This is a genomic window from Vibrio campbellii CAIM 519 = NBRC 15631 = ATCC 25920 (assembly GCF_002163755.1).
Lineage (GTDB): Bacteria > Pseudomonadota > Gammaproteobacteria > Enterobacterales > Vibrionaceae > Vibrio > Vibrio campbellii.
The window spans coordinates 2964744-2989217 of sequence record NZ_CP015863.1 but is presented as its reverse complement, the minus strand read 5'-3'; the positions used below and the strand labels follow the sequence as shown (position 1 = coordinate 2989217).

At 45.5% G+C, this 24474-nt stretch carries 25 protein-coding genes; 21 read left to right on the top strand and 4 right to left on the bottom strand.

Going from position 1 to position 24474, the window contains the following annotated elements:
* Positions 1 to 29: 29 nt before the first annotated feature.
* The 10 genes from A8140_RS14345 to rplI all read left to right on the top strand — a co-directional run bounded on the left by A8140_RS14345 (position 30) and on the right by rplI (position 8532).
* Entirely contained in the window at positions 30 to 1778 is a 1749-nt protein-coding gene (locus A8140_RS14345; protein WP_038863028.1) for a type IV pilus secretin PilQ, read from the top strand.
* A gap of 188 nt (positions 1779 to 1966) precedes the next feature.
* Entirely contained in the window at positions 1967 to 2485 is a 519-nt protein-coding gene (gene aroK / locus A8140_RS14340; RefSeq protein WP_010443904.1) for a shikimate kinase AroK, read from the top strand.
* Between the two features lie 31 nt (positions 2486 to 2516).
* A complete protein-coding gene (gene aroB, locus A8140_RS14335; RefSeq protein ID WP_005532705.1) occupies positions 2517 to 3617 on the top strand; it encodes a 3-dehydroquinate synthase in 1101 nt (366 codons plus the stop codon).
* A 53-nt stretch (positions 3618 to 3670) separates the two neighbouring features.
* A complete protein-coding gene (locus A8140_RS14330; RefSeq protein ID WP_005532703.1) occupies positions 3671 to 5164 on the top strand; it encodes an SPOR domain-containing protein in 1494 nt (497 codons plus the stop codon).
* Between the two features lie 69 nt (positions 5165 to 5233).
* Positions 5234 to 6073 (top strand): Dam family site-specific DNA-(adenine-N6)-methyltransferase, encoded by an 840-nt coding sequence (locus A8140_RS14325; RefSeq protein WP_005532700.1) that lies wholly within the window; start codon positions 5234 to 5236, stop codon positions 6071 to 6073.
* A 102-nt stretch (positions 6074 to 6175) separates the two neighbouring features.
* The gene (gene rpe / locus A8140_RS14320) at positions 6176 to 6847 is read left to right on the top strand and encodes a ribulose-phosphate 3-epimerase (RefSeq protein ID WP_005532698.1); all 672 of its coding nucleotides are present in this window, start codon (positions 6176 to 6178) and stop codon (positions 6845 to 6847) included.
* Between the two features lie 255 nt (positions 6848 to 7102).
* A complete protein-coding gene (gene rpsF / locus A8140_RS14315; RefSeq protein WP_005438446.1) occupies positions 7103 to 7492 on the top strand; it encodes a 30S ribosomal protein S6 in 390 nt (129 codons plus the stop codon).
* 8 nt (positions 7493 to 7500) lie between these two features.
* Positions 7501 to 7803, top strand: coding sequence for a primosomal replication protein N (priB, locus tag A8140_RS14310; protein WP_005532696.1), 303 nt, complete (start codon positions 7501 to 7503; stop codon positions 7801 to 7803).
* 16 nt (positions 7804 to 7819) lie between these two features.
* Positions 7820 to 8047, top strand: a complete 228-nt coding sequence (gene rpsR, locus A8140_RS14305) for a 30S ribosomal protein S18 (protein WP_000090472.1) — start codon at positions 7820 to 7822, stop codon at positions 8045 to 8047.
* Between the two features lie 32 nt (positions 8048 to 8079).
* Positions 8080 to 8532 (top strand): 50S ribosomal protein L9, encoded by a 453-nt coding sequence (gene rplI / locus A8140_RS14300; RefSeq protein ID WP_005451518.1) that lies wholly within the window; start codon positions 8080 to 8082, stop codon positions 8530 to 8532.
* 85 nt (positions 8533 to 8617) lie between these two features.
* Here the strand turns inward: rplI and A8140_RS14295 are convergent, their stop codons facing one another.
* Positions 8618 to 9382 carry a DUF481 domain-containing protein gene (locus tag A8140_RS14295; protein ID WP_005532693.1) on the bottom strand — a complete coding sequence of 255 codons (765 nt, stop codon included), beginning with the start codon at positions 9380 to 9382 and terminating at the stop codon, positions 8618 to 8620.
* A 320-nt stretch (positions 9383 to 9702) separates the two neighbouring features.
* Between A8140_RS14295 and A8140_RS14290 the strand changes: the two genes are divergently transcribed.
* Genes A8140_RS14290 through A8140_RS14280 form a run of 3 tightly spaced genes read left to right on the top strand, consistent with a single transcriptional unit; the run spans position 9703 to position 13393 of the window.
* Positions 9703 to 11103 (top strand): replicative DNA helicase, encoded by a 1401-nt coding sequence (locus A8140_RS14290; protein ID WP_005532691.1) that lies wholly within the window; start codon positions 9703 to 9705, stop codon positions 11101 to 11103.
* Between the two features lie 13 nt (positions 11104 to 11116).
* Positions 11117 to 12193: an alanine racemase gene (alr, locus tag A8140_RS14285; RefSeq protein WP_005532689.1), complete on the top strand. Its 1077-nt coding sequence runs from the start codon at positions 11117 to 11119 to the stop codon at positions 12191 to 12193.
* Between the two features lie 3 nt (positions 12194 to 12196).
* Entirely contained in the window at positions 12197 to 13393 is a 1197-nt protein-coding gene (locus tag A8140_RS14280; protein WP_005532686.1) for a BamA/TamA family outer membrane protein, read from the top strand.
* Positions 13394 to 13438: 45 nt separating this feature from the next.
* On the opposite strand, the gene A8140_RS14275 is transcribed toward A8140_RS14280, so the two are convergent.
* The gene (locus A8140_RS14275) at positions 13439 to 13858 is read right to left on the bottom strand and encodes a secondary thiamine-phosphate synthase enzyme YjbQ (RefSeq protein ID WP_005438458.1); all 420 of its coding nucleotides are present in this window, start codon (positions 13856 to 13858) and stop codon (positions 13439 to 13441) included.
* A 306-nt stretch (positions 13859 to 14164) separates the two neighbouring features.
* On the opposite strand from A8140_RS14275, the gene pgi reads away from it, so the two are divergent.
* Complete coding sequence (gene pgi, locus A8140_RS14270) at positions 14165 to 15817, top strand: glucose-6-phosphate isomerase (protein WP_038863033.1); 1653 nt, start codon at positions 14165 to 14167, stop codon at positions 15815 to 15817.
* 101 nt (positions 15818 to 15918) lie between these two features.
* Here pgi and A8140_RS14265 read toward each other — a convergent pair whose 3' ends face one another.
* Positions 15919 to 16380: a chemotaxis protein CheX gene (locus A8140_RS14265; RefSeq protein WP_005381269.1), complete on the bottom strand. Its 462-nt coding sequence runs from the start codon at positions 16378 to 16380 to the stop codon at positions 15919 to 15921.
* 18 nt (positions 16381 to 16398) lie between these two features.
* Positions 16399 to 16854 (bottom strand): zinc uptake transcriptional repressor Zur, encoded by a 456-nt coding sequence (gene zur / locus A8140_RS14260; protein ID WP_005536446.1) that lies wholly within the window; start codon positions 16852 to 16854, stop codon positions 16399 to 16401.
* 285 nt (positions 16855 to 17139) lie between these two features.
* Between zur and dusA the strand changes: the two genes are divergently transcribed.
* From dusA to A8140_RS14225, 7 genes are all read left to right on the top strand, one after another.
* Positions 17140 to 18120, top strand: a complete 981-nt coding sequence (gene dusA, locus A8140_RS14255; RefSeq protein ID WP_005536445.1) for a tRNA dihydrouridine(20/20a) synthase DusA — start codon at positions 17140 to 17142, stop codon at positions 18118 to 18120.
* Between the two features lie 164 nt (positions 18121 to 18284).
* A complete protein-coding gene (gene pspG / locus A8140_RS14250) occupies positions 18285 to 18500 on the top strand; it encodes an envelope stress response protein PspG (RefSeq protein ID WP_005451528.1) in 216 nt (71 codons plus the stop codon).
* A gap of 100 nt (positions 18501 to 18600) precedes the next feature.
* Positions 18601 to 19266: a TIGR04219 family outer membrane beta-barrel protein gene (locus A8140_RS14245; RefSeq protein WP_005536440.1), complete on the top strand. Its 666-nt coding sequence runs from the start codon at positions 18601 to 18603 to the stop codon at positions 19264 to 19266.
* 149 nt (positions 19267 to 19415) lie between these two features.
* A complete protein-coding gene (locus A8140_RS14240; RefSeq protein WP_005536439.1) occupies positions 19416 to 19646 on the top strand; it encodes a hypothetical protein in 231 nt (76 codons plus the stop codon).
* Positions 19647 to 19763: 117 nt separating this feature from the next.
* Entirely contained in the window at positions 19764 to 21638 is a 1875-nt protein-coding gene (locus A8140_RS14235) for an assimilatory sulfite reductase (NADPH) flavoprotein subunit (RefSeq protein ID WP_005536437.1), read from the top strand.
* On the top strand, positions 21638 to 23374 hold the full coding sequence (gene cysI, locus A8140_RS14230) for an assimilatory sulfite reductase (NADPH) hemoprotein subunit (protein WP_005536433.1): 1737 nt from the start codon (positions 21638 to 21640) through the stop codon (positions 23372 to 23374). Before A8140_RS14235 ends, cysI begins: the two co-directional genes overlap by 1 nt.
* Positions 23367 to 24146 (top strand): phosphoadenylyl-sulfate reductase, encoded by a 780-nt coding sequence (locus A8140_RS14225; protein WP_005536432.1) that lies wholly within the window; start codon positions 23367 to 23369, stop codon positions 24144 to 24146. The genes cysI and A8140_RS14225 overlap by 8 nt, the downstream gene beginning before the upstream one ends.
* Positions 24147 to 24474 lie beyond the last annotated feature (328 nt).

The following is a 24474-nucleotide window of genomic DNA, read 5'->3' as shown; positions in this document are numbered from 1 at the left end:
GCGGCATTTATTTTTGATATTGAGTAATGATGAAAATGAGACACGGATTAACACTGACACCAAGGAAGCTAACAGGGCTCTTCTATTTATGGTTCTCTCTACTTTTAGCCCCTTTTGTCGCAGCAGAAGAAGTACAGTCTAACTCGCTTAAGAGCATCGACTTCCGTACGAACAAAGACAAAGACGCCGTGATTGTGGTTGAGCTCGCATCACCCGCTGCAATTGTTGATATTAAACGCGTACAAGAAGGCTTGAGTATCGACTTACTCAACACCTCCGTTAAAGATGACCAGCTTTACCTACTTGATGTGAAAGATTTCTCGACGGTTGTCGAGAGCGTTGAGGTATTCCGCGATACTTCTACAACACGTCTGGTGGCTTATATCGATGAGGACTATTCTCACGACTACCGTCTTACTGGTCGTTATTTAGAGGTAAAGGTTGGCAAGCTTAAAGCCAACGAAAAAGCGCTGGATAAAAGCATTTTGGAAAAAGAAGGCAAGCTAATTTCGATTAACTTCCAAGACATTCCTGTGCGAAACGTGTTGCAACTTATCGCCGACTACAATCAATTTAACTTGGTCGTCTCTGACTCGGTCGAGGGTAACTTGACCTTGCGTTTTGATGGTGTGCCTTGGCAGCAAGTACTCGACATTATCCTGCAAGTGAAAGGGTTAGATAAGCGTGTTGATGGCAATGTCATTCTCGTCGCACCAAAAGATGAATTGGATCTGCGCGAGAAGCAGCAACTCGAAAAGCAAAAGCTAGAGAAAGAGATCGGTGAGCTTTCATCAGAGATCATCAAGGTGAACTTCGCTAAAGCGTCAGACATTGCTGAGATGATCAATGGAGAGGGCAACATCAGTATGCTTTCAGATCGAGGCAGCATGACCATTGATGAGCGTACCAACTCGTTATTGATTCGTGAGTTACCTGAGAATATTGAAGTGATTCGCGAGATCATAGAATCATTGGATATTCCTGTAAAACAGGTTCAGATTGAAGCACGTATTGTGACTATTAATGAAGGTAACATGGACGAACTTGGCGTTCGTTGGGGCTTCACTTCCATTAATGGCAGTCATACTGTGGGTGGTTCAATTGAGAATAACCTTGCGACAATCGGCCTGTACGATGGCGGCGGTGACGGTGAAGGTGATGACGGTGGCAGCAGTGTGGGTATTGATGACTTTCTCAACGTTAACCTTGCCGCGACCAGTCCAAATGCGACCAGTATAGCCTTCCAAGTTGCTAAGTTAGGTTCGGACACCTTACTAGATTTGGAACTTTCGGCGCTGCAACAAGAATCGAAAGCAGAAATTATTTCTAGCCCACGTTTGATAACCACGAATAAGAAGCCAGCTTACATTGAGCAGGGTACCGAGATCCCTTACCTTGAATCTTCTTCCAGTGGTGCGACTTCTGTGACGTTCAAAAAAGCGGTATTGAGCTTGAAAGTGACGCCACAGATTACGCCTGACAACCGTTTGGTGTTGGATTTGAGTGTTACGCAAGACAGACCGGGCCAAGTGGTAAAAACAGGCACTGGTGAGGCGGTGGCGATAGATACGCAACGTATTGGTACACAGGTTTTAGTTAATAATGGCGAGACAGTCGTGTTGGGCGGTATTTTTCAACACAGCATTACAAACTCCGTCGATAAGGTGCCTTTATTAGGTGATTTGCCGCTGTTAGGTGCGCTTTTCCATCGAAGTTACGAAAATGTCGGTAAAAGTGAACTACTGATTTTTGTTACACCTAAAGTTGTGATTCAGTAAGAATCGGTAGGCAAAAAAACGATTAGATCAAAAATAAAGTTGCATTAGTGGCATCATGCTTGGATAATTTCGGGTCTTATCACGAATTATCTGTGAGGAATTGGTGCCACAAGCCTTGTGAAACAGCAGTTTGGCTGTGTTTTCTTGTGGCGATCTTATTGAATTAACGTTGTAAATTACCGCTAAATATGGCTGAGAAACGTAATATTTTCCTTGTTGGCCCAATGGGCGCCGGCAAAAGTACAATTGGTAGACACCTAGCACAGCAACTGCATATGGAGTTCGTGGACTCTGATACAGTGATCGAAGAACGCACTGGTGCAGATATCGCTTGGGTTTTTGATGTTGAAGGTGAAGAAGGCTTCCGCAAACGCGAAGAAGCTGTACTCGAAGACCTAACTCAAGAGCAAGGCATCGTGCTAGCAACGGGCGGTGGCTCTGTTAAGAGCAAAGAAAACCGCAACCGTCTTTCAGCACGTGGTGTTGTTGTTTACCTAGAAACAACTATTGAAAAGCAACTTGCTCGCACAAACCGCGACAAGAAGCGTCCTCTACTTCAAACTGACAACCCTCGTGAAGTATTGGAAAGTTTGGCAGGCGAACGTAACCCTCTATACGAAGAAGTAGCGGATTACACAGTTCGTACTGACGATCAGAGTGCAAAAGTGGTAGCCAACCAGATCGTAAAAATGCTAGAAGAGAGATAAGCATTTATCTTTTTCAAATTGGAGCACACCGATGGAACGGATTACGGTCAATCTAGCAGAGCGTAGCTACCCAATCTCAATTGGCGCCGGGTTATTTGAAGACCCGGCGTACCTTTCTCAAATTCTTTCAAACAAAAACGCAAATCAGAAAGTTGTCGTGATCAGTAATGTCACGGTTGCTCCACTGTATGCGGAAAAAATTCTTGGTCAGCTTGAACAGCTCTGTTGTGATGCCTCATTACTTGAATTGCCTGATGGTGAGCAATACAAAAGCCTAGACACGTTTAATCAAGTCATGAACTTCCTGCTAGAGGGAAGCTACGCACGCGATGTAGTGATTATTGCATTGGGTGGCGGTGTTATTGGCGATCTCGTTGGGTTCGCGTCTGCATGTTACCAACGTGGTGTGGATTTCATCCAGATTCCAACCACATTGTTGTCTCAAGTGGATTCATCTGTAGGTGGTAAAACCGCAGTTAACCACCCGCTAGGCAAAAACATGATTGGTGCTTTTTATCAACCTAAAGCGGTTATCATCGATACCAACTGTCTATCGACGCTCCCAGAGCGTGAGTTTGCAGCAGGTATTGCTGAGGTGATCAAGTACGGCATTATTTACGATGGTGCTTTCTTCGATTGGTTAGAAGAGAATCTTGATCGTCTATATGCATTGGATGAAGAGGCACTGACTTACGCGATTGCACGTTGTTGTGAAATCAAAGCGGAAGTTGTAGCACAAGATGAGAAAGAGTCAGGCATTCGAGCACTGCTGAACTTGGGCCATACCTTTGGTCATGCGATTGAAGCTGAACTTGGTTATGGCAACTGGCTACACGGTGAAGCGGTATCTTCCGGTACAGTGATGGCGGCGAAAACCTCTCACTTGCGTGGATTGATTTCGCAAGAGCAACTGGACCGCATCATCAATATTATGCGCCGCGCTAAACTGCCTGTGCATACGCCAGATACAATGAGCTTTGATGATTTCATGACGCACATGATGCGTGATAAGAAAGTCTTATCCGGTCAGCTGCGTTTAGTTCTGCCAACGGGCATCGGCAGTGCCGAAGTCATTGCAGACACACCGCAAGATATCATCAAACAAGCTATCGACTTCGGTCGTGACATTTAACCTTGTAATGGCGCCTATCGGCGTCATTCTTGTAGTTTATTAAGGTTATTTAGATGAGTTTCGCTCACGTTCTTGAATTGGATTCGCAAACCGAGCTTTTAGACAGATTAAGCTTGTTGACCAATTTTGGTTCTAACTTGATCGCAGTAAATGGCCAAACTGGGTACGGAAAGTCTTGGTTGGCACAGCGATATCTTGAACTCGGTGCAAGTAACAAAAACCAATGTTTGTTACTTTGTCATTCAAATCAAGATGATGTGCAGCGTCGTATGCTCATCTTGAGCCAGATTGTTTCTGATGCACTGTTCAATCAGCAAGATACGTTGCTTGATAGTTTGGAGCGTATCTTAGGTAATGAAGCGTGTGATATCGCGATTGTGGTTGATGATGCGCACTTGTTGAGTGAAACACTGGTCTCAGAATTATGGATGTTGGTGCTAGCAGCACAAGCGAATCCAAAATGGAAAATCAACATCTTACTGTTTACTCAAAGTGGGCGTTTGGAATCGGTATTGTTGCGTATCAGCTACGGGCAAGAACTTAAGCCAGTTGAACTCGATATTGAGATGTTGTCAGAAGTTGAAGCGCGTTGCTTTTTTGAATCTTTGGTAATTCGATATGTCGACGATGAATCAGAAAAGCGCGTTCGAGATGCATTTAAGAAAGTCGACCCGGTTCCGGGGGACATCATGGCGTTAGGAGAGATGAAAGTGGAAAAAAGGATCATTATCCGCTCAATTGTAGGCTCACCCCTTAATATCGCATTGGTTGTATTGGTGCTGCTATTGTTAGCTGCTGGTGGCTATTGGTGGATGTACAATCAGCCGAGCCCTGATGATAAAGCACAGCAAATCACTGGCGCTATTGAGCAAACGGCGATTCCAACCCTAAGCGAATCTCGAGCTACCAGTGGCGCAGATTCGACGATGAGCAACGAAGCTGAAGATAGCACGGTGCTTACTGATGCGACGGATGACTCTGATTCATTACCACCAACCGTAACGGATGAAGTGGCGAGTGTTGGCATGGAAGACAAGCAACAACGTGTTGTGATTGAGTCTGATGTGGTGGATGCATTGCTCGAGGGTAAGCCAGAAGAAGCGGATACTGATGAAATCAAACAACTGGTTGAAGAATCGGTTCCTCAAGCGCAAAGCAGCTCGAGTTCTTCGCTCATCAATGTTGTTCAGACAGGTGAACAGTCTGCAGAAGCTCAAGTTATGCCAACTAAACCAGTGGTGAAGTTCTCTTTTGCTCGTGAAGAGCTTAAGGCCTTATCGCCACGCGGCTATACGCTACAGCTCGGTGCGATGACCGCAATGGAAGATGTGCAAGCGTTTCTCGATAAATACGACTTAAACGGTAAGGTAAGAATTTACCCAACGGTGCGCAGTGGAACGGAATGGTACATCATCACTTACCAAGATTACCCAACCATTCAATTGGCTCGTGACGCAGTCGAAAGCTTACCGGATGCGCTTAAATCGCTGAGTCCTTGGGCAAAATCCTTGGGTCAGGTGCATCGTGAAATTGATCGCGTGAAATAATCCTGAGCTTCGTTGAAAAATATGTTACATTCCGCAGCCTTAATTTTTGGTCGATAGATAGAGCAGTAGATGAAAAAGCAACGAGCCTTTCTTAAATGGGCAGGAGGAAAATACGGTCTGGTTGAAGATATCCAACGTCATTTGCCACCGGCTCGAAAGCTAGTTGAACCTTTTGTTGGTGCTGGCTCGGTTTTTCTTAATACCGACTACGACCACTATCTGCTAGCGGACATCAACCCCGACCTGATCAATCTCTACAACCTACTGAAAGAGCGTCCTGAAGAGTATATCTCTGAAGCAAAACGTTGGTTTGTTGCTGAGAACAATCGTAAAGAAGCGTACCTAGATATTCGCGCCGAGTTTAATAAAACTGATGACGTGATGTATCGCTCTTTAGCGTTCTTGTACATGAACCGTTTTGGCTTTAATGGCTTGTGTCGTTACAACAAAAAGGGCGGTTTTAATGTTCCTTTCGGTTCTTACAAAAAGCCTTACTTCCCTGAAGCTGAGCTAGAGTTCTTTGCTGAAAAAGCGAAGAAGGCAACATTTGTCTGTGAAGGTTACCCAGAGACGTTCAGCCGAGCACGCAAAGGCAGCGTAGTTTACTGCGATCCACCTTACGCACCGTTGTCGAATACGGCGAACTTTACTTCTTATGCTGGTAACGGCTTCACGCTTGATGACCAAGCGGCATTGGCTGATATCGCAGAGAGAGCTGCAACTGAACGTGGCATTCCTGTTCTGATTTCAAACCACGACACCACACTAACGCGTCGCCTTTATCATGGCGCTGAACTGAATGTGGTGAAAGTGAAGCGAACCATCAGTCGCAATGGCAGTGGTCGTAATAAAGTTGATGAGCTTCTTGCTCTGTTCCGAGCACCTGATACGGACAAATCTGGCTCCTAGCTCTCACACTATTGTATCTAAATAGTGGATCTCCCCACTGGCTTCGGTAGAATTGCGCGCAACAAATTGTTTGCTGTTTGCTCGCCACTACTGAGGTCAGGTATGAAAGATTTTCTAATTGCTCCATCCATTTTATCAGCTGATTTTGCTCGTCTCGGTGAAGACGTAGAAAAAGTACTCGCAGCGGGTGCGGATGTGGTGCACTTCGACGTTATGGACAACCACTATGTACCAAACCTGACTTTTGGTGCGCCTGTGTGTAAAGCGCTACGTGATTACGGCATCACAGCGCCAATCGATGTTCACCTGATGGTGAAGCCTGTTGATCGCATCATCCCTGATTTCGCCAAAGCTGGCGCATCGATGATTACTTTCCACATTGAAGCATCTGAGCACGTTGACCGTACTCTTCAACTGATCAAAGAGCACGGCTGTAAAGCGGGTGTGGTTCTCAACCCAGCAACACCACTTGCACACCTTGAATTCATCATGGACAAAGTTGACCTGATTCTACTGATGTCTGTAAACCCTGGTTTCGGTGGTCAATCATTCATTCCTCACACGTTAGATAAGCTACGTGCAGTACGTAAGATGATCGACGAGTCTGGTCGCGATATCCGTCTAGAAATTGATGGTGGCGTGAAGGTAGATAACATCCGTGAAATCGCCGAAGCGGGTGCAGATATGTTTGTAGCGGGCTCTGCGATTTTCAGTGAACCAGATTACAAGCAAGTGATCGACAAAATGCGAGCTGAACTTGCAGAAGTAAAATAAGCGCGACAAACCGCCCTGAAACCAGCGCGATAACGCTATGACTTAAAAGGCTGCCACTTTGCTGGCAGCCTTTGTTGTTTCTGGCCCGAGGCTAGAAAAAATATCCAACGTGGTGTGCAAATAATCACTTGCCTATTTTGCGTCCTTTCTGTACTATTCGTGCTCCTTAAAACTCAGTCAATTTTCTTTAGTTCCTTGCTTCCTCTGGACGACTGAGCCATTTGTGGAAGCTGAATAATCCGTAAGGAGCAACCAATGCGTCATTACGAAATCGTATTCATGGTGCACCCAGATCAAAGCGAGCAAGTTGCTGGCATGATCGAGCGTTACACTGGTTCAATCACTGAAGCTGGCGGTAAAATCCACCGTCTAGAAGACTGGGGCCGTCGTCAACTGGCTTACCCAATCAACAAGCTTCACAAAGCTCACTACGTTCTAATGAACGTTGAAGCTGGTCAAGAAGTGATCGACGAACTAGAAACTGCTTTCCGTTTCAACGATGCAGTTCTACGTAACATGATCATGCGTACTAAAGCGGCTATCACTGAGCAATCTATCATGCTTAAGCAGAAAGAAGAGCGTGCTGAGCGTGCTCCTCGTCGTGAAGAGCGTGCTGAAGCTAAGCCAGAAGCAGCTGCTGAGTAATATTTCTTATGACCAATCGAATGGAGCTGAGTGGCACCATTGCCAAGCCGCCCATTCGTAGTAAAAGCCCTGGTGGCATTGAACACTGTCGGTTTTGGTTAGAGCATCGCTCTACTGTTATCGAAGCTGACCTACCTCGACAAGTTTATTGTCGAATGCCGGTAGTCGTCAGTGGGCTTGGGTCACAAGCATTTACTCAGAATTTAGTACAAGGCAGTAACATTAAGGTAGGTGGATTCGTCGCCTATCAGACCGGCCGAAATGGCGTTGGGAAATTAGTGTTACATGCCGACAACATTACTCAAATTTAAGATCAGGAGATAGCCCATGGCTCGTTTCTTCCGTCGTCGTAAATTCTGCCGTTTCACTGCAGAAGGCGTACAAGAGATTGATTACAAAGACGTAGCAACTCTTAAAAACTACATCACTGAAGCTGGTAAAATCGTCCCTAGCCGTATCACTGGTACAAGCGCTAAATACCAACGTCAACTAGCTCGCGCTATCAAGCGTTCACGCTACCTAGCTCTACTACCGTACACTGATAAGCATCAGTAATCGGTCGTTTTATTAAGAAAGAGGATTAAGCAATGCAAGTTATTCTACTTGATAAAATCGGTAACCTAGGTGGTCTTGGCGACACAGTAAACGTTAAATCTGGCTACGCTCGTAACTTCCTTATCCCTCAAGGTAAAGCAGTTATGGCGACTAAAGGCAACGTTGAAATGTTCGAAGCTCGTCGCGCTGAACTAGAAGCTAAAGTTGCTGAGCAACTAGCTGCTGCTGAAGCACGTGCTGAGAAAGTTAACGCTCTAGAAGCAGTTGTTCTTGCTTCTAAAGCTGGTGACGAAGGCAAACTATTCGGTTCTATCGGTACTCGTGACATCGCTGAAGCTATCACAGCTGCAGGCGTTGAAGTTGCTAAGAGCGAAGTTCGCCTTCCTGAAGGTGCTCTACGTAACACTGGTGAGTTCGAAATCAGCGTTCAACTTCACTCTGAAGTTTTCGCTACAATCAACCTACAAGTTGTTGCTGCTGAGTAATTCAGTACCAAGCGAAATAGTAAAAAGCACCTCCTCGGAGGTGCTTTTTTTATGTCACTACGCTAGAAAATAAAGTGCAGCTCAGTTAGAAAAGAAATAGTAAATTAACCGCGAATACGCTGTCTGCCTTGTTTAAATTATTTGGTACTTTATTGTGGTACTGGCGCGAATGAGTGAGTTTTAACGCTATACCCTCAGTGATGTTATTCGTTACGCTCAGGTCGCTATCAACAAGAGTATTGCTTTTGCCGGCTACTAAAGTGATATTGGCAGAGAGACTTAAGTTATCCAAAGGATTCCATGTGGTATTGATGTTACCACGGACGATTCCCTCCCGAACGATGTCTGGAAAGATGATGTCGTCTTCGTCAATTTCGTCTAAGTTTGGTTCTTGGTAACGAAAACCAGGGCCTAGTTCCACTTCTAGAGTAAACTCCTCTGTATACGCGAACTGGTAACCAAGACCGCCAGAAAGGGTGTAATCTTTAAAGTATGCACTGTAGCGTGAATCAACCCCTTTAAAGCTGCCGTACAAGTAGGTTTTTGGTCCTAACTTATAGTCGCTTTGCACGCTGTAGGTTGAAGAGCGTTTGTCTTCCTCTCCATCTTCATAAAGGTTATAGAATTTCCATTCGCCGTTAGAGCGGTGTCGGCCAGAAGTGTATTCAGCACTTAGGCGAGCATTCAGGGAACGAGAGTCCGTGTTACCTGTGTGAGCTTGATAGCCGAACTCGACCTCAGTTTGCAGAGGATTGGGCACTTCAATTTCTTGCTCTGGCTGTACTGCCTCCTCAGCGTACGATGCTCCCGTGCAAAGTAAGCTAAAGCCAAGTAACCAGTATCGGGACACAAATACCTCGAACGTAATAAGAAAGGAGGGGCATGATACTGATACAGATGTTTTATTCGGTCAATGATAGGTTAATTTTTATTAGACCTAAGCTGAAGAACCTTATCATCAGGCCCGCTTTGCGCATTGAACTTTTCTCACTGTCTGTTTCAGCGCGATTGGGAGAGATTCTACCGCAATTGCGTAATTTCGCACCATAAAAAGCGCTTTCACAGTCATTCACTTGTTGAATTCTTAACAAGTAATTGTCGCTTCAGGGAAGCATATTGGCTAGGTTTAAGGTTATAATCTTGGGTCATTAGTAGTTATCGAGCAAAGTCATGGCGGAAAACAGAAATCGCAAACCTTCAGACAGTCAGGTCGACGCAATCAAAGTGCCACCTCACTCGCTAGAAGCCGAGCAATCAGTAATTGGTGGTCTCTTACTGGACAATGAACGTTGGGACACGGTCGCCGAGCGTGTTGTGAGCAGTGATTTCTATAGCCGTCCTCACCGTCTAATCTTCGAAGGCGTAAAAACCATTCTTGAAGATGGTAAGCCTCTCGACTTGATTACCCTGTCGGAGCACCTAGAGCGTCACGAACAATTGGAAGACGTGGGTGGCTTTGCGTACCTTGCGGATCTTGCGAAAAACACACCAAGTGCAGCGAACATCAACGCTTACGCGGACATCGTAGCGGAGCGTGCAATCGTGCGCGGCTTGATCGGTGTTGCAAATGAAATTGCGGACGCTGGTTATGATCCACAAGGTCGAAGCTCAGAAGACTTAATTGATATGGCGGAGAGTAAAGTTTTCGCCATTGCAGAATCTCGTACTAGCGAAAACGAAGGCCCACAAAACGTCGACAACATCCTCGAAAAAACGCTAGAGCGTATCGAGATGCTATACAAAACACCTCAAGATGGTGTGACAGGTGTGAACACTGGCTTCAACGACCTCAACAAAAAAACGGCGGGTCTACAAGGCTCTGATTTGGTTATCGTGGCGGCACGTCCATCGATGGGTAAAACCACTTTTGCGATGAACTTGTGTGAAAATGCAGCGATGGACCAAGACAAACCGGTACTTATCTTCTCGCTAGAGATGCCTGCCGAACAGTTGATGATGCGTATGCTTGCGTCCCTATCTCGCGTTGACCAAACCAAGATCCGTACAGGTCAGCTTGATGATGAAGATTGGGCTCGTATTTCTTCTACCATGGGTATCCTAATGCAGAAGAAAAACATGTACATCGATGACAGCTCTGGCCTGACACCAACAGAAGTACGTTCCCGTGCTCGTCGTGTGGCGCGTGAACACGGTGGTCTTTCGATGATCATGGTCGACTACCTTCAGCTAATGCGTGTGCCTGCTCTTTCGGATAACCGTACCTTGGAAATCGCGGAAATCTCGCGCTCACTTAAAGCGTTGGCGAAAGAGTTGAACGTTCCTGTGGTAGCACTGTCGCAGCTAAACCGTTCCCTAGAGCAACGTGCCGATAAACGCCCAGTTAACTCAGACTTGCGTGAATCGGGCTCTATCGAGCAGGATGCCGACTTGATCATGTTTATTTACCGTGACGAGGTTTACAACCCAGATAGCCCATACAAAGGCACGGCAGAAATTATTCTTGGTAAGCAACGTAACGGCCCTATCGGTTCGGTTCGCTTAACCTTCCAAGGTCAACACTCGCGTTTCGATAACTACGCGGGCCCTGCATTTGATATCGATGATGAGTAATGCAATGAGCTACATGAAAGCTGCGATGGCATGTATTGACTTGTCAGCACTGCAGCACAATTTACAACGCGTAAAAGAACAGGCGCCAGAAAGCAAAGTGATGGCGGTGGTGAAGGCAAATGGCTACGGTCATGGTCTGCGTCATGTGGCTAAACACGCTACGCATGCTGATGCCTTTGGCGTTGCTCGCATTGAAGAAGCGCTTCAGCTACGCGCGTGTGGTGTGGTGAAGCCGATTTTATTACTAGAAGGTTTTTATTCACCTGGCGACTTACCCGTGTTGGTGACTAATAACATTCAAACGGTTGTCCATTGTGAAGAGCAGTTGGCGGCATTAGAGCAAGCTGAGCTCGAAACGCCCGTTGTGGTTTGGCTCAAAATCGACAGTGGTATGCATCGTCTTGGTGTACGTCCAGAGCAATACAATGAATTCATCACACGCCTGAAAGAGTGTCCAAATGTAGCGAAACCGCTGCGTTACATGAGCCACTTCGGTTGCGCTGATGAACTGGATAACAGCATCACGACAGAGCAAATCGACTTGTTTATGTCGCTTACCGCTGGCTGTCAGGGCGAGCGTTCTTTGGCGGCGTCAGCAGGCTTGCTTGCTTGGCCACAAAGTCAGTTAGATTGGGTTCGTCCGGGTATCATTATGTACGGCGTGTCTCCATTCAACGATAAAACCGCGCAAGATATGGGTTACAAACCTGTTATGACACTGAAGTCGCACTTGATCGCAGTACGTGAAGTGAAAAAAGGCGAAAGTGTCGGCTACGGTGGCATGTGGACCAGCGAGCGTGATACCAAAGTCGGCGTGATTGCGGTGGGTTACGGTGATGGTTACCCACGTACAGCACCAAATGGTACGCCTGTTCTGGTTAATGGACGTAAAGTGCCGATTGCTGGGCGTGTTTCTATGGACATGTTGACGGTCGATTTAGGGCCAGATGCGACTGATAAAGTGAGTGATGAAGCGATTCTATGGGGCAAGGACTTACCGGTAGAAGAGGTAGCAAGCCACATAGGCACCATAGCTTATGAGTTGGTGACTAAATTGACTTCTCGTGTCGAAATGGAATATTCGAAGTAACCCATGAAGAAAAGATTATTCTCAGTGCTGGCATTTTCTGTCAGCCTTTTTTTATCTCCACAGATAGTCGCGAAAGAGAAAGACTCAGCATTTGTTCCGTTCTATTTCAGTACTGAAACGCTCGGAAGTACAGTAGGCCTTGCTGGCGTTGCAAAAGGAGTAGGGCAACCGCAAGCAGCCTTGTTTGGTATGGGCCTGTATTCAGAGAAAGATAGCTACGTCGGTTTTCTTTCGGCCTTCAACTACGCTTTGTCTTCAAACCTTTTGTTTAGCACGCAGATGTATAAAGCGCGTTTTAACGACAACCCTTATTACTTAGGTGACCAAGGTTCGAATAACTCTTCAACGGAAGATAAAACCGTAACCAATGGCGACGAAGAGAACTACAAACTGGAGTTCAAGTACCTGCTTCCTTGGGGTAATGTTCGTGAACACGGACTGCTTGGTGCATTCCAACCAGTAAGAGATGTGAGCTTTGCTTCTCCGGTCGATTCTGGTGTGAGCTCAATTATCTTCACGCCGTTTTATTCTTCTCGTGAGTTAGACATCTACAACGATAAGAGAGAAGAAGCGACAGGGTTCAGCCTGACATTTGACTGGGACAACCGCGACAGTGTGCGTAACGCGACACGAGGCTCTCATACGTCGTTTGATTTAACCACGGGTGCAGAAAGCTTACAGTCGGAAGACTTATGGTTGAAGTGGGAATTCCAAAACAGTCAGTACTACTCGTTAGGTCCACTCGGTGATTGGTTCGATCAGCAAGTGCTGGCGTTTGACTTCTATACTGCAGATACGCCGACATGGAATAAATGCGATGGTGCAGTATGTGCTCGTCCACCAGAGCAAGAGCAAGTTCGCTTGGGTGGCTTGTATCGTCTGCGTGGTTACACGGCGGGTCGTTATCATGGACGCAGCGCGATTCACTACTCTGCGGAGTACCGCGTATTACCAGACTGGCAGCCGCTCGATGATATCCCTCTCATCAACTACTACGATCTGCCTTGGTGGCAATGGGTCGCGTTTGCTGAAGTGGGGCGAGTCGCGGACGATTATGATTTAAAAATACTGCATGAAGACATGAAGTGGAACGTCGGCGGTGCGGTGCGCTTCCAAGTCGAAGGGATTGTGGTTCGTGCTGAAATGGCCAAAGGTGCCGATGAAGGCACTTTCCGAGTTATGATAAACCAACCGTTCTAAACCCAAAAAGGCTAACTTAGTGAGTTAGCCTTTGTTTTATCTGAACTATTCACCGTTGATGGTGGCAATAATACGACGACTGCCACCGTAATCTCGGTGTTCACCTAAGTAAATACCCTGCCATGTTCCTAAAGCTAACTGACCGTTTTGGATAGGAATTGTCACACTGCTGCCAAGTAGAGAGGCTTTAATATGTGCGGGCATATCATCATCGCCTTCATAAGTGTGTTGGTAGTAAGGCGCTCGTTCAGGCACAAACTTATTGAAGTGGGCTTCCATGTCCATACGCACCGTTGGGTCTGCGTTTTCATTTAAGGTCAAACTGGCAGAGGTATGCTGAATGAATAAATGTAACAAACCTACTGAAAGCGATTGGATTTGTGGTAATTGTTGTTCAATTTCATCAGTGACCAGATGGAAACCACGCTGACGCGCTTTTAATTGCAGTGTTTTTTGTGCCCACATATGCGTTCCTTTGGAAAAATTTGGTTTGGCGTCTATCCTAATCAAATTAGAGCCTGTCATTACGAAATGATATGATTCCCAGCATCATAAATGAATTGTTTACATTCGAAACAGGGAACGTGACCTAACTCAATGCGAGTGAAAGGGCACTCAGTCATAATTGGCGACTGAAAAAAAATTACAAAGACTTGTTTTGTGGCAATTTGCCCAAACATCTCATTTATATTCTATTTGCTTAATCGGGGATTCCGCAGTTTTCGCTAGACTGTCAGGAATGGAACCTACTGTAACATCGGGATAAAGACCATGTTGAAAAATATCAATCCAACGCAAACACAAGCTTGGAAAGCGCTAACTGCGCATTTCGAATCTGCACAAGATATGGATCTGACAGAGCTATTTGCTCAAGACGCAGCGCGTTTCGACAAATACTCTGCGCGCTTCGGCTCAGACATCCTAGTCGATTACTCAAAGAACCTAATCAACGAGGAAACTCTGAAGCACCTTTTTGCTCTTGCGAACGAGACTGAGCTTAAGTCAGCTATTGAAGCGATGTTCAGTGGTGATGCGATCAACAAAACAGAAGATCGCGCTGTTCTTCACACTGCACTACGTAACCGTTCGAACAAGCCTGTAATGGTTGGCGGCGAAGACGTAATGCCTGCGGTAAACGCGGTTCTTGAGAAAATCAAATCATTCACTGAGCGCGTAATCGGCGGTGAGTGGAAAGGTTACACAGGTAAAGCAATCACAGACATCGTAAACATCGGTATCGGCGGTTCTGACCTTGGTCCTTACATGGTGACTGAAGCACTAGCACCATACAAAAACCACCTAAACCTACACTTCGTTTCTAACGTTGATGGTACTCACATCGTTGAAACTTTGAAGAAAGTAGACCCAGAGACAACGCTATTCTTGATCGCGTCTAAGACGTTCACGACTCAAGAAACTATGACAAACGCGCACTCTGCACGTGATTGGTTCCTAGCAACTGCTGGCGATCAAGCACACGTTGCTAAGCACTTCGCAGCGCTTTCTACTAACGCTCCTGCGGTATCTGAGTTTGGTATCGACACAGACAACATGTTTGAGTTCTGGGACTGGGTTGGTGGTCGTTACTCACTATGGTCTGCAATCGGTCTTTCAATTGCACTGGCTGTAGGTTACGACAACTTCATTGAGCTTCTAGACGGTGCTCACGAGATGGATAACCACTTCGTGTCGACAGATCTAGAAAGCAACATCCCGGTGATTCTTGCTCTGATCGGTATTTGGTACAACAACTTCCACGGCGCTGAGTCTGAAGCAATCCTACCTTACGATCAGTACATGCACCGCTTCGCGGCGTACTTCCAGCAAGGTAACATGGAATCTAACGGTAAGTACGTAGACCGTGAAGGTAACGCAGTGACTTACCAAACGGGTCCTATCATCTGGGGTGAGCCAGGTACTAACGGTCAGCACGCGTTCTACCAGCTGATCCACCAAGGCACTAAGCTGATCCCATGTGACTTCATTGCACCAGCAATCAGCCACAACCCAGCAAGCGACCACCACCAAAAACTGATGTCTAACTTCTTTGCACAAACAGAAGCACTGGCATTTGGTAAGTCTGCAGAAACTGTGAAAGCAGAATTTGCGAAAGCAGGTAAGAGCGAAGAAGAAATGGCGTCTCTAGTACCATTCAAAGTGTTTGAAGGTAACCGCCCAACGAACTCGATCCTAGTTAAGCAAATCACACCTCGCACACTAGGTAACCTGATCGCAATGTACGAGCACAAAATCTTCGTTCAAGGCGTTATCTGGAACATCTTCAGCTTCGACCAATGGGGCGTTGAGCTAGGTAAACAGCTAGCAAACCAAATCCTACCTGAGCTAGCGGATGAGTCAGAAATCAACTCACATGACAGCTCGACAAATGGTCTAATCAATGCATTTAAAGCGTTCAAAGCTTAATGTTTGATTAGAAAAAGAAAAGGTCAGCAAACGCTGACCTTTTTTATTGCCTGAGGCAGAAACAAAAATAGGTTGGCACTGACCAACCTATTTCTTCTCGATTATTCGAAGCAAATCTCGATGAAGGCATTTCCCCACTGTGAAGAGAAAGGCATGATGATGATTGAGCCTTCACACTTATGGCGAATGGTATGACCTCGACCTGATACCACAACTGGTGTTGCCATATCAAAATCAAACCCACTTTCCGCTAGAATGCGCTTCGCTCCGCCTGTCACCATATTCGTGATTTCGCCTACCATATCAGTCACTTCTTCGTTCAGTCCATTTGGACGTTCACCAAGCATGTTCTGCATGATTTCAAGTGCTAACGCTTCGTCAAAGGTAATCGACATAGAGCCACGAGTTTGCGGGCCAACCATGCCAATAAGGCCAGAAACGTCACCTCGTGCGATCTCATCTTTCTTGATTCGCGGTTTTTGTGGCTTCAATTCAAGCGAAGCCATGGTTTTTAGCACATTCATTAAAGAAGCCAAAAACGGGTTTACAAATTCAGCGCGCATAACGTTCTTCTATCTTTCTTATTTCGTCTCCGAGGAACATGCCTGGCACTCGCCATGGGTTTCGATAACGTGATTCGTCAGTTTGAATCCATGTTTCTCGGCGTTATTGGCCAACAAGGATATCAGCGTCTCGTCTTCAAGTTCAACGACATCGCCACATTTATCGCAAATTAGCAGTTGGAAAAAGTGCTGTTGAGTGTTGAACGAACAGCAAGTGATAAAGCTGTTGTTTGATTCCACTCGATGAATAAAGCCTTGTTCTAGAAGAAAATCTAATGCTCGGTATACCGTCGGTGGTTTAGCCTGTGGCTCACTCTCTTTCAGTTGCTCCAATAGCTCATACGCACTAGAGGCGCGGCGATTAGAACAAATGAGCTCAAAAACGCGTCGGCGTTGCGGCGTCAATCTTACTCCGCGCTCTGCGCAGATATGTTCAATTTGTTCAAGGATTGTTGGGTCCAAATCTTTCACCATAACTATCGGACGTGCTTTATGATAAACCATTTCTATACGAACTTCGTTTAGAAAGACTTCATTTTACCCACTATCAGACCGAAAATCATGAATTAAAGCAAGTAGGTGTATATCAGAGAGAGTAACCGATATCACAGAACGAGATCCCAATGCCGAAATACACCAGTTGGGAAGTAAGCTCACAACACTCGCATCCACTGCACAGTGGGTATACAATACTCGACTTCATTTTTTGAGCGCACCGTCGCGCTCTATCTTGGCAACGTAAAAACGGGTGTTTATATCATGACTCATTCTTGCAGGCTCTCTGTAGCACCAATGTTGGATTGGACGGATCGTCATTGTCGCTACTTCCATCGCTTAATGACCAAAGAAACCCTGTTGTACACCGAAATGGTGACTACAGGCGCGATCATTCATGGAAAAGGGGATTTCCTTGCTTATAACGAAGAAGAGCATCCGTTAGCCCTTCAGCTTGGCGGTTCAAATGCAGCCGATTTGGCTACGTGTGCCAAACTCGCTCAAGAGCGTGGTTATGATGAAATCAACCTAAACGTAGGTTGTCCGTCGGATCGTGTTCAAAATGGTCGCTTCGGTGCATGTTTAATGGCAGAGCCTCAGTTGGTTGCGGACTGCGTTGCAGCGATGAAAGATGTGGTTGATATTCCTGTTACGGTAAAAACTCGTATCGGTATTGATGACCAAGATTCTTACGAGTTCTTAACGGACTTTGTATCTATAGTCTCTGAGAAAGGCGGTTGTGAGCAATTCACTATCCATGCACGTAAAGCATGGCTAAGTGGTCTAAGCCCGAAAGAGAACCGTGAGATCCCACCATTGGATTACCCACGCGCTTACCAACTGAAGAAAGATTTCTCACACTTAACGATTGCGATTAACGGTGGTGTGAAATCATTAGAAGAAGCGAAAGAGCATCTACAATACCTAGATGGTGTGATGATCGGTCGAGAAGCGTACCAAAGCCCTTATTTGTTGGCATCTGTTGACCAAGAACTATTTGGTTCAAACACGCCAGTGAAAAAGCGCAGCGAAATTGTTGAAGAGATGTACCCGTACATTGAAGCGCAATTGGCAAAAGGGGCTTACCTAGGTCACATCACACGCCACATGCTGGGTCTGTTCCAAAGCATGCCGGGTGCTCGTCAATGGCGTCGTCACATCAGTGAAAACGCGCACAAACCGGGTTCTGGCCTAGAAGTGCTGCAAGACGCACTAGCGAAGATCCCAAAAGAATTGAATGTGTAAATTTCACCAGTGGTTGGTGAAAATGACCAACTGACAAATGATAAAGCCAGAGTGTGGAAATGCCTCTGGCTTTATTTTTTATCTAAATATCATTGGCTTATGCTGTTTTTTGTAAGTTGGTATGGAACCTGCTCTAGTAAAACTAAAACAAAGGAGAAGTGATTATGTTGGAGCTGATCTTTATTTTAGTTTTCACAGCAACCCTGTTGGTAACCGGTATTACCATGGTGACCGTATTTGCCGCGACAGGTATCGCATTGGTTGTGATGTTCTTGTTGGGGATGGTGGGCGCAGTATTAAAACTATTGCCTTGGTTGATAGTCATTGCATTAGGTATATGGTTTTTTAAAAACTTCGTCGCTCAGCCTCGTTATAAGTAACGGATTATAGAGATTTAGTTGATAGCGGGCTGTGAGAGTATGTTAGTATTTCTCACATGCCCCTTAATGTTGAAATCAGCTATCTCGGAGTAAAAATTACATGACATATAAAGCGACCATCGCTTTAGCGACACTATCGTTGGCAGCGTCTAACCCTTGTTTTGCAGAGCAAGAGTCTTCTTTCACTACCAAGGTCGGTGCGGAAGTTTGGGTAGCGGATACCAAAGTGAATGAAGTAAGAAGAGATAGCGACACAACGGGTTCTTATTATGCTGCGATAGAGCATGACGTAAAGTACGTTCCCAATGCGCGCCTTCGTTACTCAAGTGTTGATGCGGATTACATGGGTTTCGACAAACTTGATCTCACTCTTTACTACCAAATTCTTGAACACGACTTGATGCATTTTGATGCGGGTCTGACCTTTAGTAATTTGAGCGATACAAAATACGTAGACGCAGGCACTAATGCTCGCACTGAAGACTTTGATGAGCTGATTTGGGCTTGGTACGGCTATGCAGAAATCACAGTGCCAAACACAAACTTTGATGTGATTGGTGAGATGAACTTCGGCGATAACAAAGGTATTAAGAGTACCGATCTAATGGCTGGTGTTCAGTACCGAATTCCTTTCCAAGAGTCTGAGTTAACATTCCGTGGTGGCTACCGTGTGATTGATTTAGAGTCTGAAGAATTCTTGTCGAACCTAGGTAAAGAGTTCATTTTTGCAGACGGCTTCTTTGTTGGTGCTCAGTTTTCTTTCTAAGTACGCTGCATTCATTCCTTTAAAACGTCGCTTTATAAGCGGCGTTTTTTTATATCACTTCATTATATTAAATCGAATTTCTCGCCCAAGTTTCAGTCTTCGACCATGCTTATTGAGAGCAATGTAGAAAAGTTGGAGCAGGGATTGCGATGACAATAAATGAATTACGACATCTATTTCGTGACAACCAGCTAGTAGAAGCCATCATCGAGCCTTCAATTCAAGAGGGAGGTTGGGTTGTTGAGTTTCGTCATGCCCGTGGAGGGTTTGTTTGTCTCACAGACAGTCATGGAGAAGAGTGCCAGTATGATGACCTCGATACGGCTTCAAAATCCGCGTTGGCGGTTGGCTTTCAACAGGTTCGTATTGAGGATCGCTGAGCACTAGGTTCAGCGTTCTTACTTCCAAAAAGTTATAAAACATTCTCTTCTATTCTTTCTTGTTATTAGAGAGAGTGGTTAATCTATCGTCACGCAATGAATAGGGATGTCGTGACAATGTCTTTTCAACAGAATGAATATTCTCACAAGAAAGTGTCGGAAGATAATAATGGGCAGGGTGGTAATCCACCAATTGCAAGCCCACTAAATGACCAGCAATTTAACTCACTCCAGCAAACTGTCTCAGAGTTGTCTTCACAGCAACTTGCATGGGTCAGCGGTTACTTCTGGGGACTCGCTCAAAACCAACCAAGCGCGGCGGCTGCAACACCAATCGCACAAGCGGCGGCTGCAGTAGCTGCAAAGCCAGCAGGCAAACTGAGCATCATTTTTGCTTCTCAAACCGGTAACGCGAAAGGTGTTGCTGAGGCACTAGAGCAAGAAGCTAAAGCTGAAGGTATTGCTGTAGAGCTGTTTGATGCCAGCGATTACAAAGGCAAGAACTTAGCAAAAGAGACTCACGTGATTATCGTGGCGTCGACCAATGGTGAAGGCGAAGCACCAGATAATGCCATTGAACTGCATGAGTTCCTTCAATCTAAAAAAGCACCCAAGTTACCAAATCTACAATACGCCGTGATTGCACTGGGCGATTCTAGTTATGAGTTCTTCTGCCAAACGGGCAAAGACTTTGATAGTTACTTGTCTAAGTTAGGCGCAACAGCCTTCATCGATCGCATTGATTGTGATGTGGATTATGAAGCGCCGGCTGCTGAATGGCGTAAGCAAGCGCTTGAACAAGTAAAAGAAGCCCTTTCTTCAGGTAATGAAGCAGAAGTCGTTCAACTACCTGTTGGTCATGCCGCTCCAGGACATTATGCTTATAACAAGCAAAACCCATATACCGCAACATTACTTACTAGCCAGAAAATCACGGGCCGTGATTCAGGTAAAGACGTTCGCCATGTAGAGATTGATCTTGAAGAGTCGGGTTTGACCTATCAGCCAGGTGATGCGCTAGGTGTTTGGTTCGACAATAGTTCAGAATTAGCCAACGCTATCTTAGCTAAGGCTGGTCTATCCGGTGTAGAAAGTGTTGAAGTGGATGGCGAAAGCCTTTCTATTCACAGTGCATTGGTTAGCAAGTACGAAATCACCGCATCAAACCCTCAGTTTGTCACTAAATTCGCAGAGCTATCTGGTAGCAAGAAACTACAAAAGCTAGTGGAAGATAAAGACAAGCTTCGTGAGTACGCTGCAAATACCCAAGTTGTAGATGTACTTGCAGAGAAGAAGACCAAGCTAAGTGCAGAAGAATTGGTTGGTTTGCTTCGTCGATTGACACCTCGTCTATATTCTATCGCTTCGAGTCAAACGGAAGTCGATGAAGAAGTTCATTTAACCGTAGGCTTGGTTGAATACGACAAAGGTGATGAAAAGCGCTATGGCGGAGCATCGAGTTTCCTCGCTCAACGTCTAGAAGAAGGTGGTGAAGTGAAAGTGTTTGTTGAGCACAACAATAACTTCAAACTGCCACAAGATGACAACACTCCAATCATCATGGTTGGTCCTGGTACCGGTATTGCGCCTTTCCGTAGCTTTATTCAAGAGCGTGATAACCGTGGCGCGGAAGGCAAGAACTGGTTGTTCTTTGGTGACCGTACCTTTACTCAAGATTTCCTTTACCAAGTGGAATGGCAGAAGTACCTCAAGTCAGGTTTGCTGACTCGCCTTGATGTTGCGTTTAGCCGTGACCAAGCAGAGAAGGTTTATGTTCAACATCGCATCCTAGAAAACGCTGAACAAGTTTGGCAATGGATTCAAGATGGTGCCTACATCTATGTATGTGGTGATGCCACTCGTATGGCAAAAGATGTTCACGATGCGCTGGTATTTGTAGCCGAGCAACAAGGCAAGCTATCTCGTGAAGAAGCCGAAGCATTTATCAACGATCTACGTAAAGCGAAACGTTACCAAAGGGATGTGTACTAATGAGCGCGAATCAACAATCAAACAGCCAAGAAGTATTAGGTGAGGTGCTTGGTCCACTCTCGGATAACGAGCGCCTTAAAAGAGAAAGTAATTTACTGCGTGGAACGATTGAACAAGATCTGCAAGACCGCATTACTGGTGGCTTTACTGCAGACAACTTCCAATTGATTCGTTTTCACGGAATGTACCAGCAAGATGACCGCGATATCCGTAACGAGCGTGCTAAACAAAAGTTGGAGCCGCTGCACAATGTCATGCTTCGTGCGCGTATGCCGGGTGGCATCATTACACCAAAGCAATGGCTAGCGATCGACAAGTTTGCAACCGAGCACTCTCTATATGGAAGTATTCGTCTTACTACTCGTCAAACGTTCCAGTTCCATGGCGTGCTAAAACCAAATATCAAGTTAATGCACCAAACGCTCAACAGCATTGGTATTGATTCGATTGCAACTGCGGGTGATGTTAACCGTAACGTGTTGTGTACCACTAACCCAGTGGAGTCGGAGCTACACCAAGAAGCTTACGAATGGGCGAAGAAGATCAGTGAGCATCTATTACCGAAGACGCGCGCTTATGCAGAGATTTGGTTAGACGGTGAAAAAGTAGAAAGCACGGAAGAAGACGAACCGATTCTAGGTAAGAACTACTTACCACGTAAGTTTAAAACCACAGTGGTTATCCCACCGCAAAATGACGTAGACGTACACGCTAACGATCTTAACTTCGTAGCGATTGCAGATAACGGACAGTTGGTTGGTTTTAACGTGCTTGTTGGTGGTGGTCTAGCGATGACGCATGGTGATACGTCAACCTATCCACGTAGAGCGGATGACTTTGGTTTTATTCCATTGGAGAAAACACTTGATGTTGCTGCTGCTGTAGTAACAACTCAACGTGATTGGGGTAACCGTTCTAATCGTAAGAATGCAAAAACCAAATACACATTAGATCGTGTTGGTAGTGATGTGTTTAAAGCGGAAGTAGAAAAACGTGCCGGTGTTAAGTTTGAACAAAGCCGTCCTTACGAATTCACGGAACGTGGTGACCGTATCGGTTGGGTTGAGGGGATCGATGGTAAGCATCACCTAGCTCTTTTCATTGAAAACGGTCGTCTATTAGATTTCCCAGGTAAGCCACTTAAGACAGGTGTTGCTGAAATTGCCAAAATCCACAAAGGCGATTTCCGTATGACAGCAAACCAAAACCTGATTGTTGCTGGTGTACCAAAAAGCCAAAAAGCGAAGATCGAAAAGATTGCTCGTGAACATGGCTTAATGGATGACGGCGTAAGTGAACAGCGTAAGAACTCGATGGCGTGTGTGGCGTTCCCAACATGTCCATTAGCAATGGCAGAAGCAGAGCGCTTCCTTCCTCAGTTCGTAACCGATGTAGAAGGTATTCTAGAAAAGCATGGTATCCCTGAAGAAGACAATATCATTCTGCGAGTAACAGGATGTCCAAATGGTTGTGGTCGAGCAATGCTGGCAGAAATCGGCTTAGTTGGTAAAGCACCAGGTCGATACAACTTACACCTAGGTGGTAACCGCGGTGGTACACGAGTACCGAAGATGTATAAAGAGAACATTACGGATAAGCAAGTCTTAGAAGAGATTGATCAGCTGGTGGCTCGTTGGGCTGCTGAACGTGAAGAAGGCGAAGCATTTGGTGACTTCACAATTCGAGCTGGCATTATTCAAGAAGTATTCGTATCAAAGAGGGACTTCCATGCTTGATTCTGTAGCGTCCAAACCGGAGCTAGCAGAGTTACTGACATTAACAAAGACGGAGCAAATCCTCCGTCTTGCTCAAATCAATGTCGAGCTCGAACAGCTTTCGGCACAAGAGAGAGTAAAGTGGGCATTGGAGAACTTGGAAGGGGAGTTCGCAGTCTCTTCCAGTTTCGGTATCCAAGCCGCAGTGATGCTCCATCTTGTGACACAACAAAAGCCGGACATTCCAATTATCCTAACGGACACTGGTTATCTATTTGCAGAGACTTATCAATTTATCGACCAGCTGAAAGCGCAACTGAACCTCAACCTTAAAGTGTACCGAGCAAAAGAAAGTGCCAATTGGCAAGAAGCACGTTATGGAAAACTTTGGGAACAAGGTATAGAGGGAATTGAAAAGTACAACAAGATAAACAAAGTCGAGCCAATGCGACGAGCTCTACGTGAGCAAAACGTCGGTACTTGGTTTTCAGGTTTGCGTAGAGAGCAAAGTCAATCTCGTGCAGGTCTACCAATTTTGTCGATTCAAAATGGCGTATTTAAATTCTTACCAGTGATCGACTGGACTAATAAGGATGTGCACTACTACCTAGAAGAGCATGGTTTGAGTTATCACCCTCTTTGGGAGCAAGGTTACTTATCAGTAGGAGATACCCATACCAGTAGAAAGTGGGAGCCGGGTATGTCAGAAGAAGAAACCCGTTTCTTTGGCTTAAAGCGTGAGTGTGGATTACATGAAGACGACGGTAGTGAGCAGGATGGCTCAGGCATTTAGATGCTAATCTGGCGAAAGCCGTGTTCAGGGTAAATAAAGAAAGCTGCTGTAAAGCAGCTTTCTTTATTTATAGAGGAAGAAAAAGAGGGTGAAAAAGGATAACTCTGTGGATAAGTTGTTTGCTTTCTTGGGGTAAAGTTGGATAAATAAAGGTTTGATCGAAAACTCATCGTTTAATCATTGTTTTTTGCAATTTTTGCAAAATAACGCTTGCCAATGTGAGCGCGATCTCTATAATGCCTCCTTGTCGACAGGGCAGAGCTCACAAGGCTTCAAGGCAAAGTCGACAAGGTCAGAAAGAAAAACGAAATAGTTAATTGCTTTTACT

Bases quoted from the DNA above. Each gene is read 5' to 3' on its own strand.
- A8140_RS14345 (WP_038863028.1), top strand. From the start codon at position 30: ATGAAAATGAGACACGGATTAACACTGACACCAAGGAAGCTAACAGGG.
- aroK (WP_010443904.1), top strand. From the start codon at position 1,967: ATGGCTGAGAAACGTAATATTTTCCTTGTTGGCCCAATGGGCGCCGGC.
- aroB (WP_005532705.1), top strand. From the start codon at position 2,517: ATGGAACGGATTACGGTCAATCTAGCAGAGCGTAGCTACCCAATCTCA.
- A8140_RS14330 (WP_005532703.1), top strand. From the start codon at position 3,671: ATGAGTTTCGCTCACGTTCTTGAATTGGATTCGCAAACCGAGCTTTTA.
- A8140_RS14325 (WP_005532700.1), top strand. From the start codon at position 5,234: ATGAAAAAGCAACGAGCCTTTCTTAAATGGGCAGGAGGAAAATACGGT.
- rpe (WP_005532698.1), top strand. From the start codon at position 6,176: ATGAAAGATTTTCTAATTGCTCCATCCATTTTATCAGCTGATTTTGCT.
- rpsF (WP_005438446.1), top strand. From the start codon at position 7,103: ATGCGTCATTACGAAATCGTATTCATGGTGCACCCAGATCAAAGCGAG.
- priB (WP_005532696.1), top strand. From the start codon at position 7,501: ATGACCAATCGAATGGAGCTGAGTGGCACCATTGCCAAGCCGCCCATT.
- rpsR (WP_000090472.1), top strand. From the start codon at position 7,820: ATGGCTCGTTTCTTCCGTCGTCGTAAATTCTGCCGTTTCACTGCAGAA.
- rplI (WP_005451518.1), top strand. From the start codon at position 8,080: ATGCAAGTTATTCTACTTGATAAAATCGGTAACCTAGGTGGTCTTGGC.
- A8140_RS14290 (WP_005532691.1), top strand. From the start codon at position 9,703: ATGGCGGAAAACAGAAATCGCAAACCTTCAGACAGTCAGGTCGACGCA.
- alr (WP_005532689.1), top strand. From the start codon at position 11,117: ATGAAAGCTGCGATGGCATGTATTGACTTGTCAGCACTGCAGCACAAT.
- A8140_RS14280 (WP_005532686.1), top strand. From the start codon at position 12,197: ATGAAGAAAAGATTATTCTCAGTGCTGGCATTTTCTGTCAGCCTTTTT.
- A8140_RS14275 (WP_005438458.1), bottom strand. From the start codon at position 13,858: ATGTGGGCACAAAAAACACTGCAATTAAAAGCGCGTCAGCGTGGTTTC.
- pgi (WP_038863033.1), top strand. From the start codon at position 14,165: ATGTTGAAAAATATCAATCCAACGCAAACACAAGCTTGGAAAGCGCTA.
- A8140_RS14265 (WP_005381269.1), bottom strand. From the start codon at position 16,380: ATGCGCGCTGAATTTGTAAACCCGTTTTTGGCTTCTTTAATGAATGTG.
- zur (WP_005536446.1), bottom strand. From the start codon at position 16,854: ATGGTGAAAGATTTGGACCCAACAATCCTTGAACAAATTGAACATATC.
- dusA (WP_005536445.1), top strand. From the start codon at position 17,140: ATGACTCATTCTTGCAGGCTCTCTGTAGCACCAATGTTGGATTGGACG.
- pspG (WP_005451528.1), top strand. From the start codon at position 18,285: ATGTTGGAGCTGATCTTTATTTTAGTTTTCACAGCAACCCTGTTGGTA.
- A8140_RS14245 (WP_005536440.1), top strand. From the start codon at position 18,601: ATGACATATAAAGCGACCATCGCTTTAGCGACACTATCGTTGGCAGCG.
- A8140_RS14240 (WP_005536439.1), top strand. From the start codon at position 19,416: ATGACAATAAATGAATTACGACATCTATTTCGTGACAACCAGCTAGTA.
- A8140_RS14235 (WP_005536437.1), top strand. From the start codon at position 19,764: ATGTCTTTTCAACAGAATGAATATTCTCACAAGAAAGTGTCGGAAGAT.
- cysI (WP_005536433.1), top strand. From the start codon at position 21,638: ATGAGCGCGAATCAACAATCAAACAGCCAAGAAGTATTAGGTGAGGTG.
- A8140_RS14225 (WP_005536432.1), top strand. From the start codon at position 23,367: ATGCTTGATTCTGTAGCGTCCAAACCGGAGCTAGCAGAGTTACTGACA.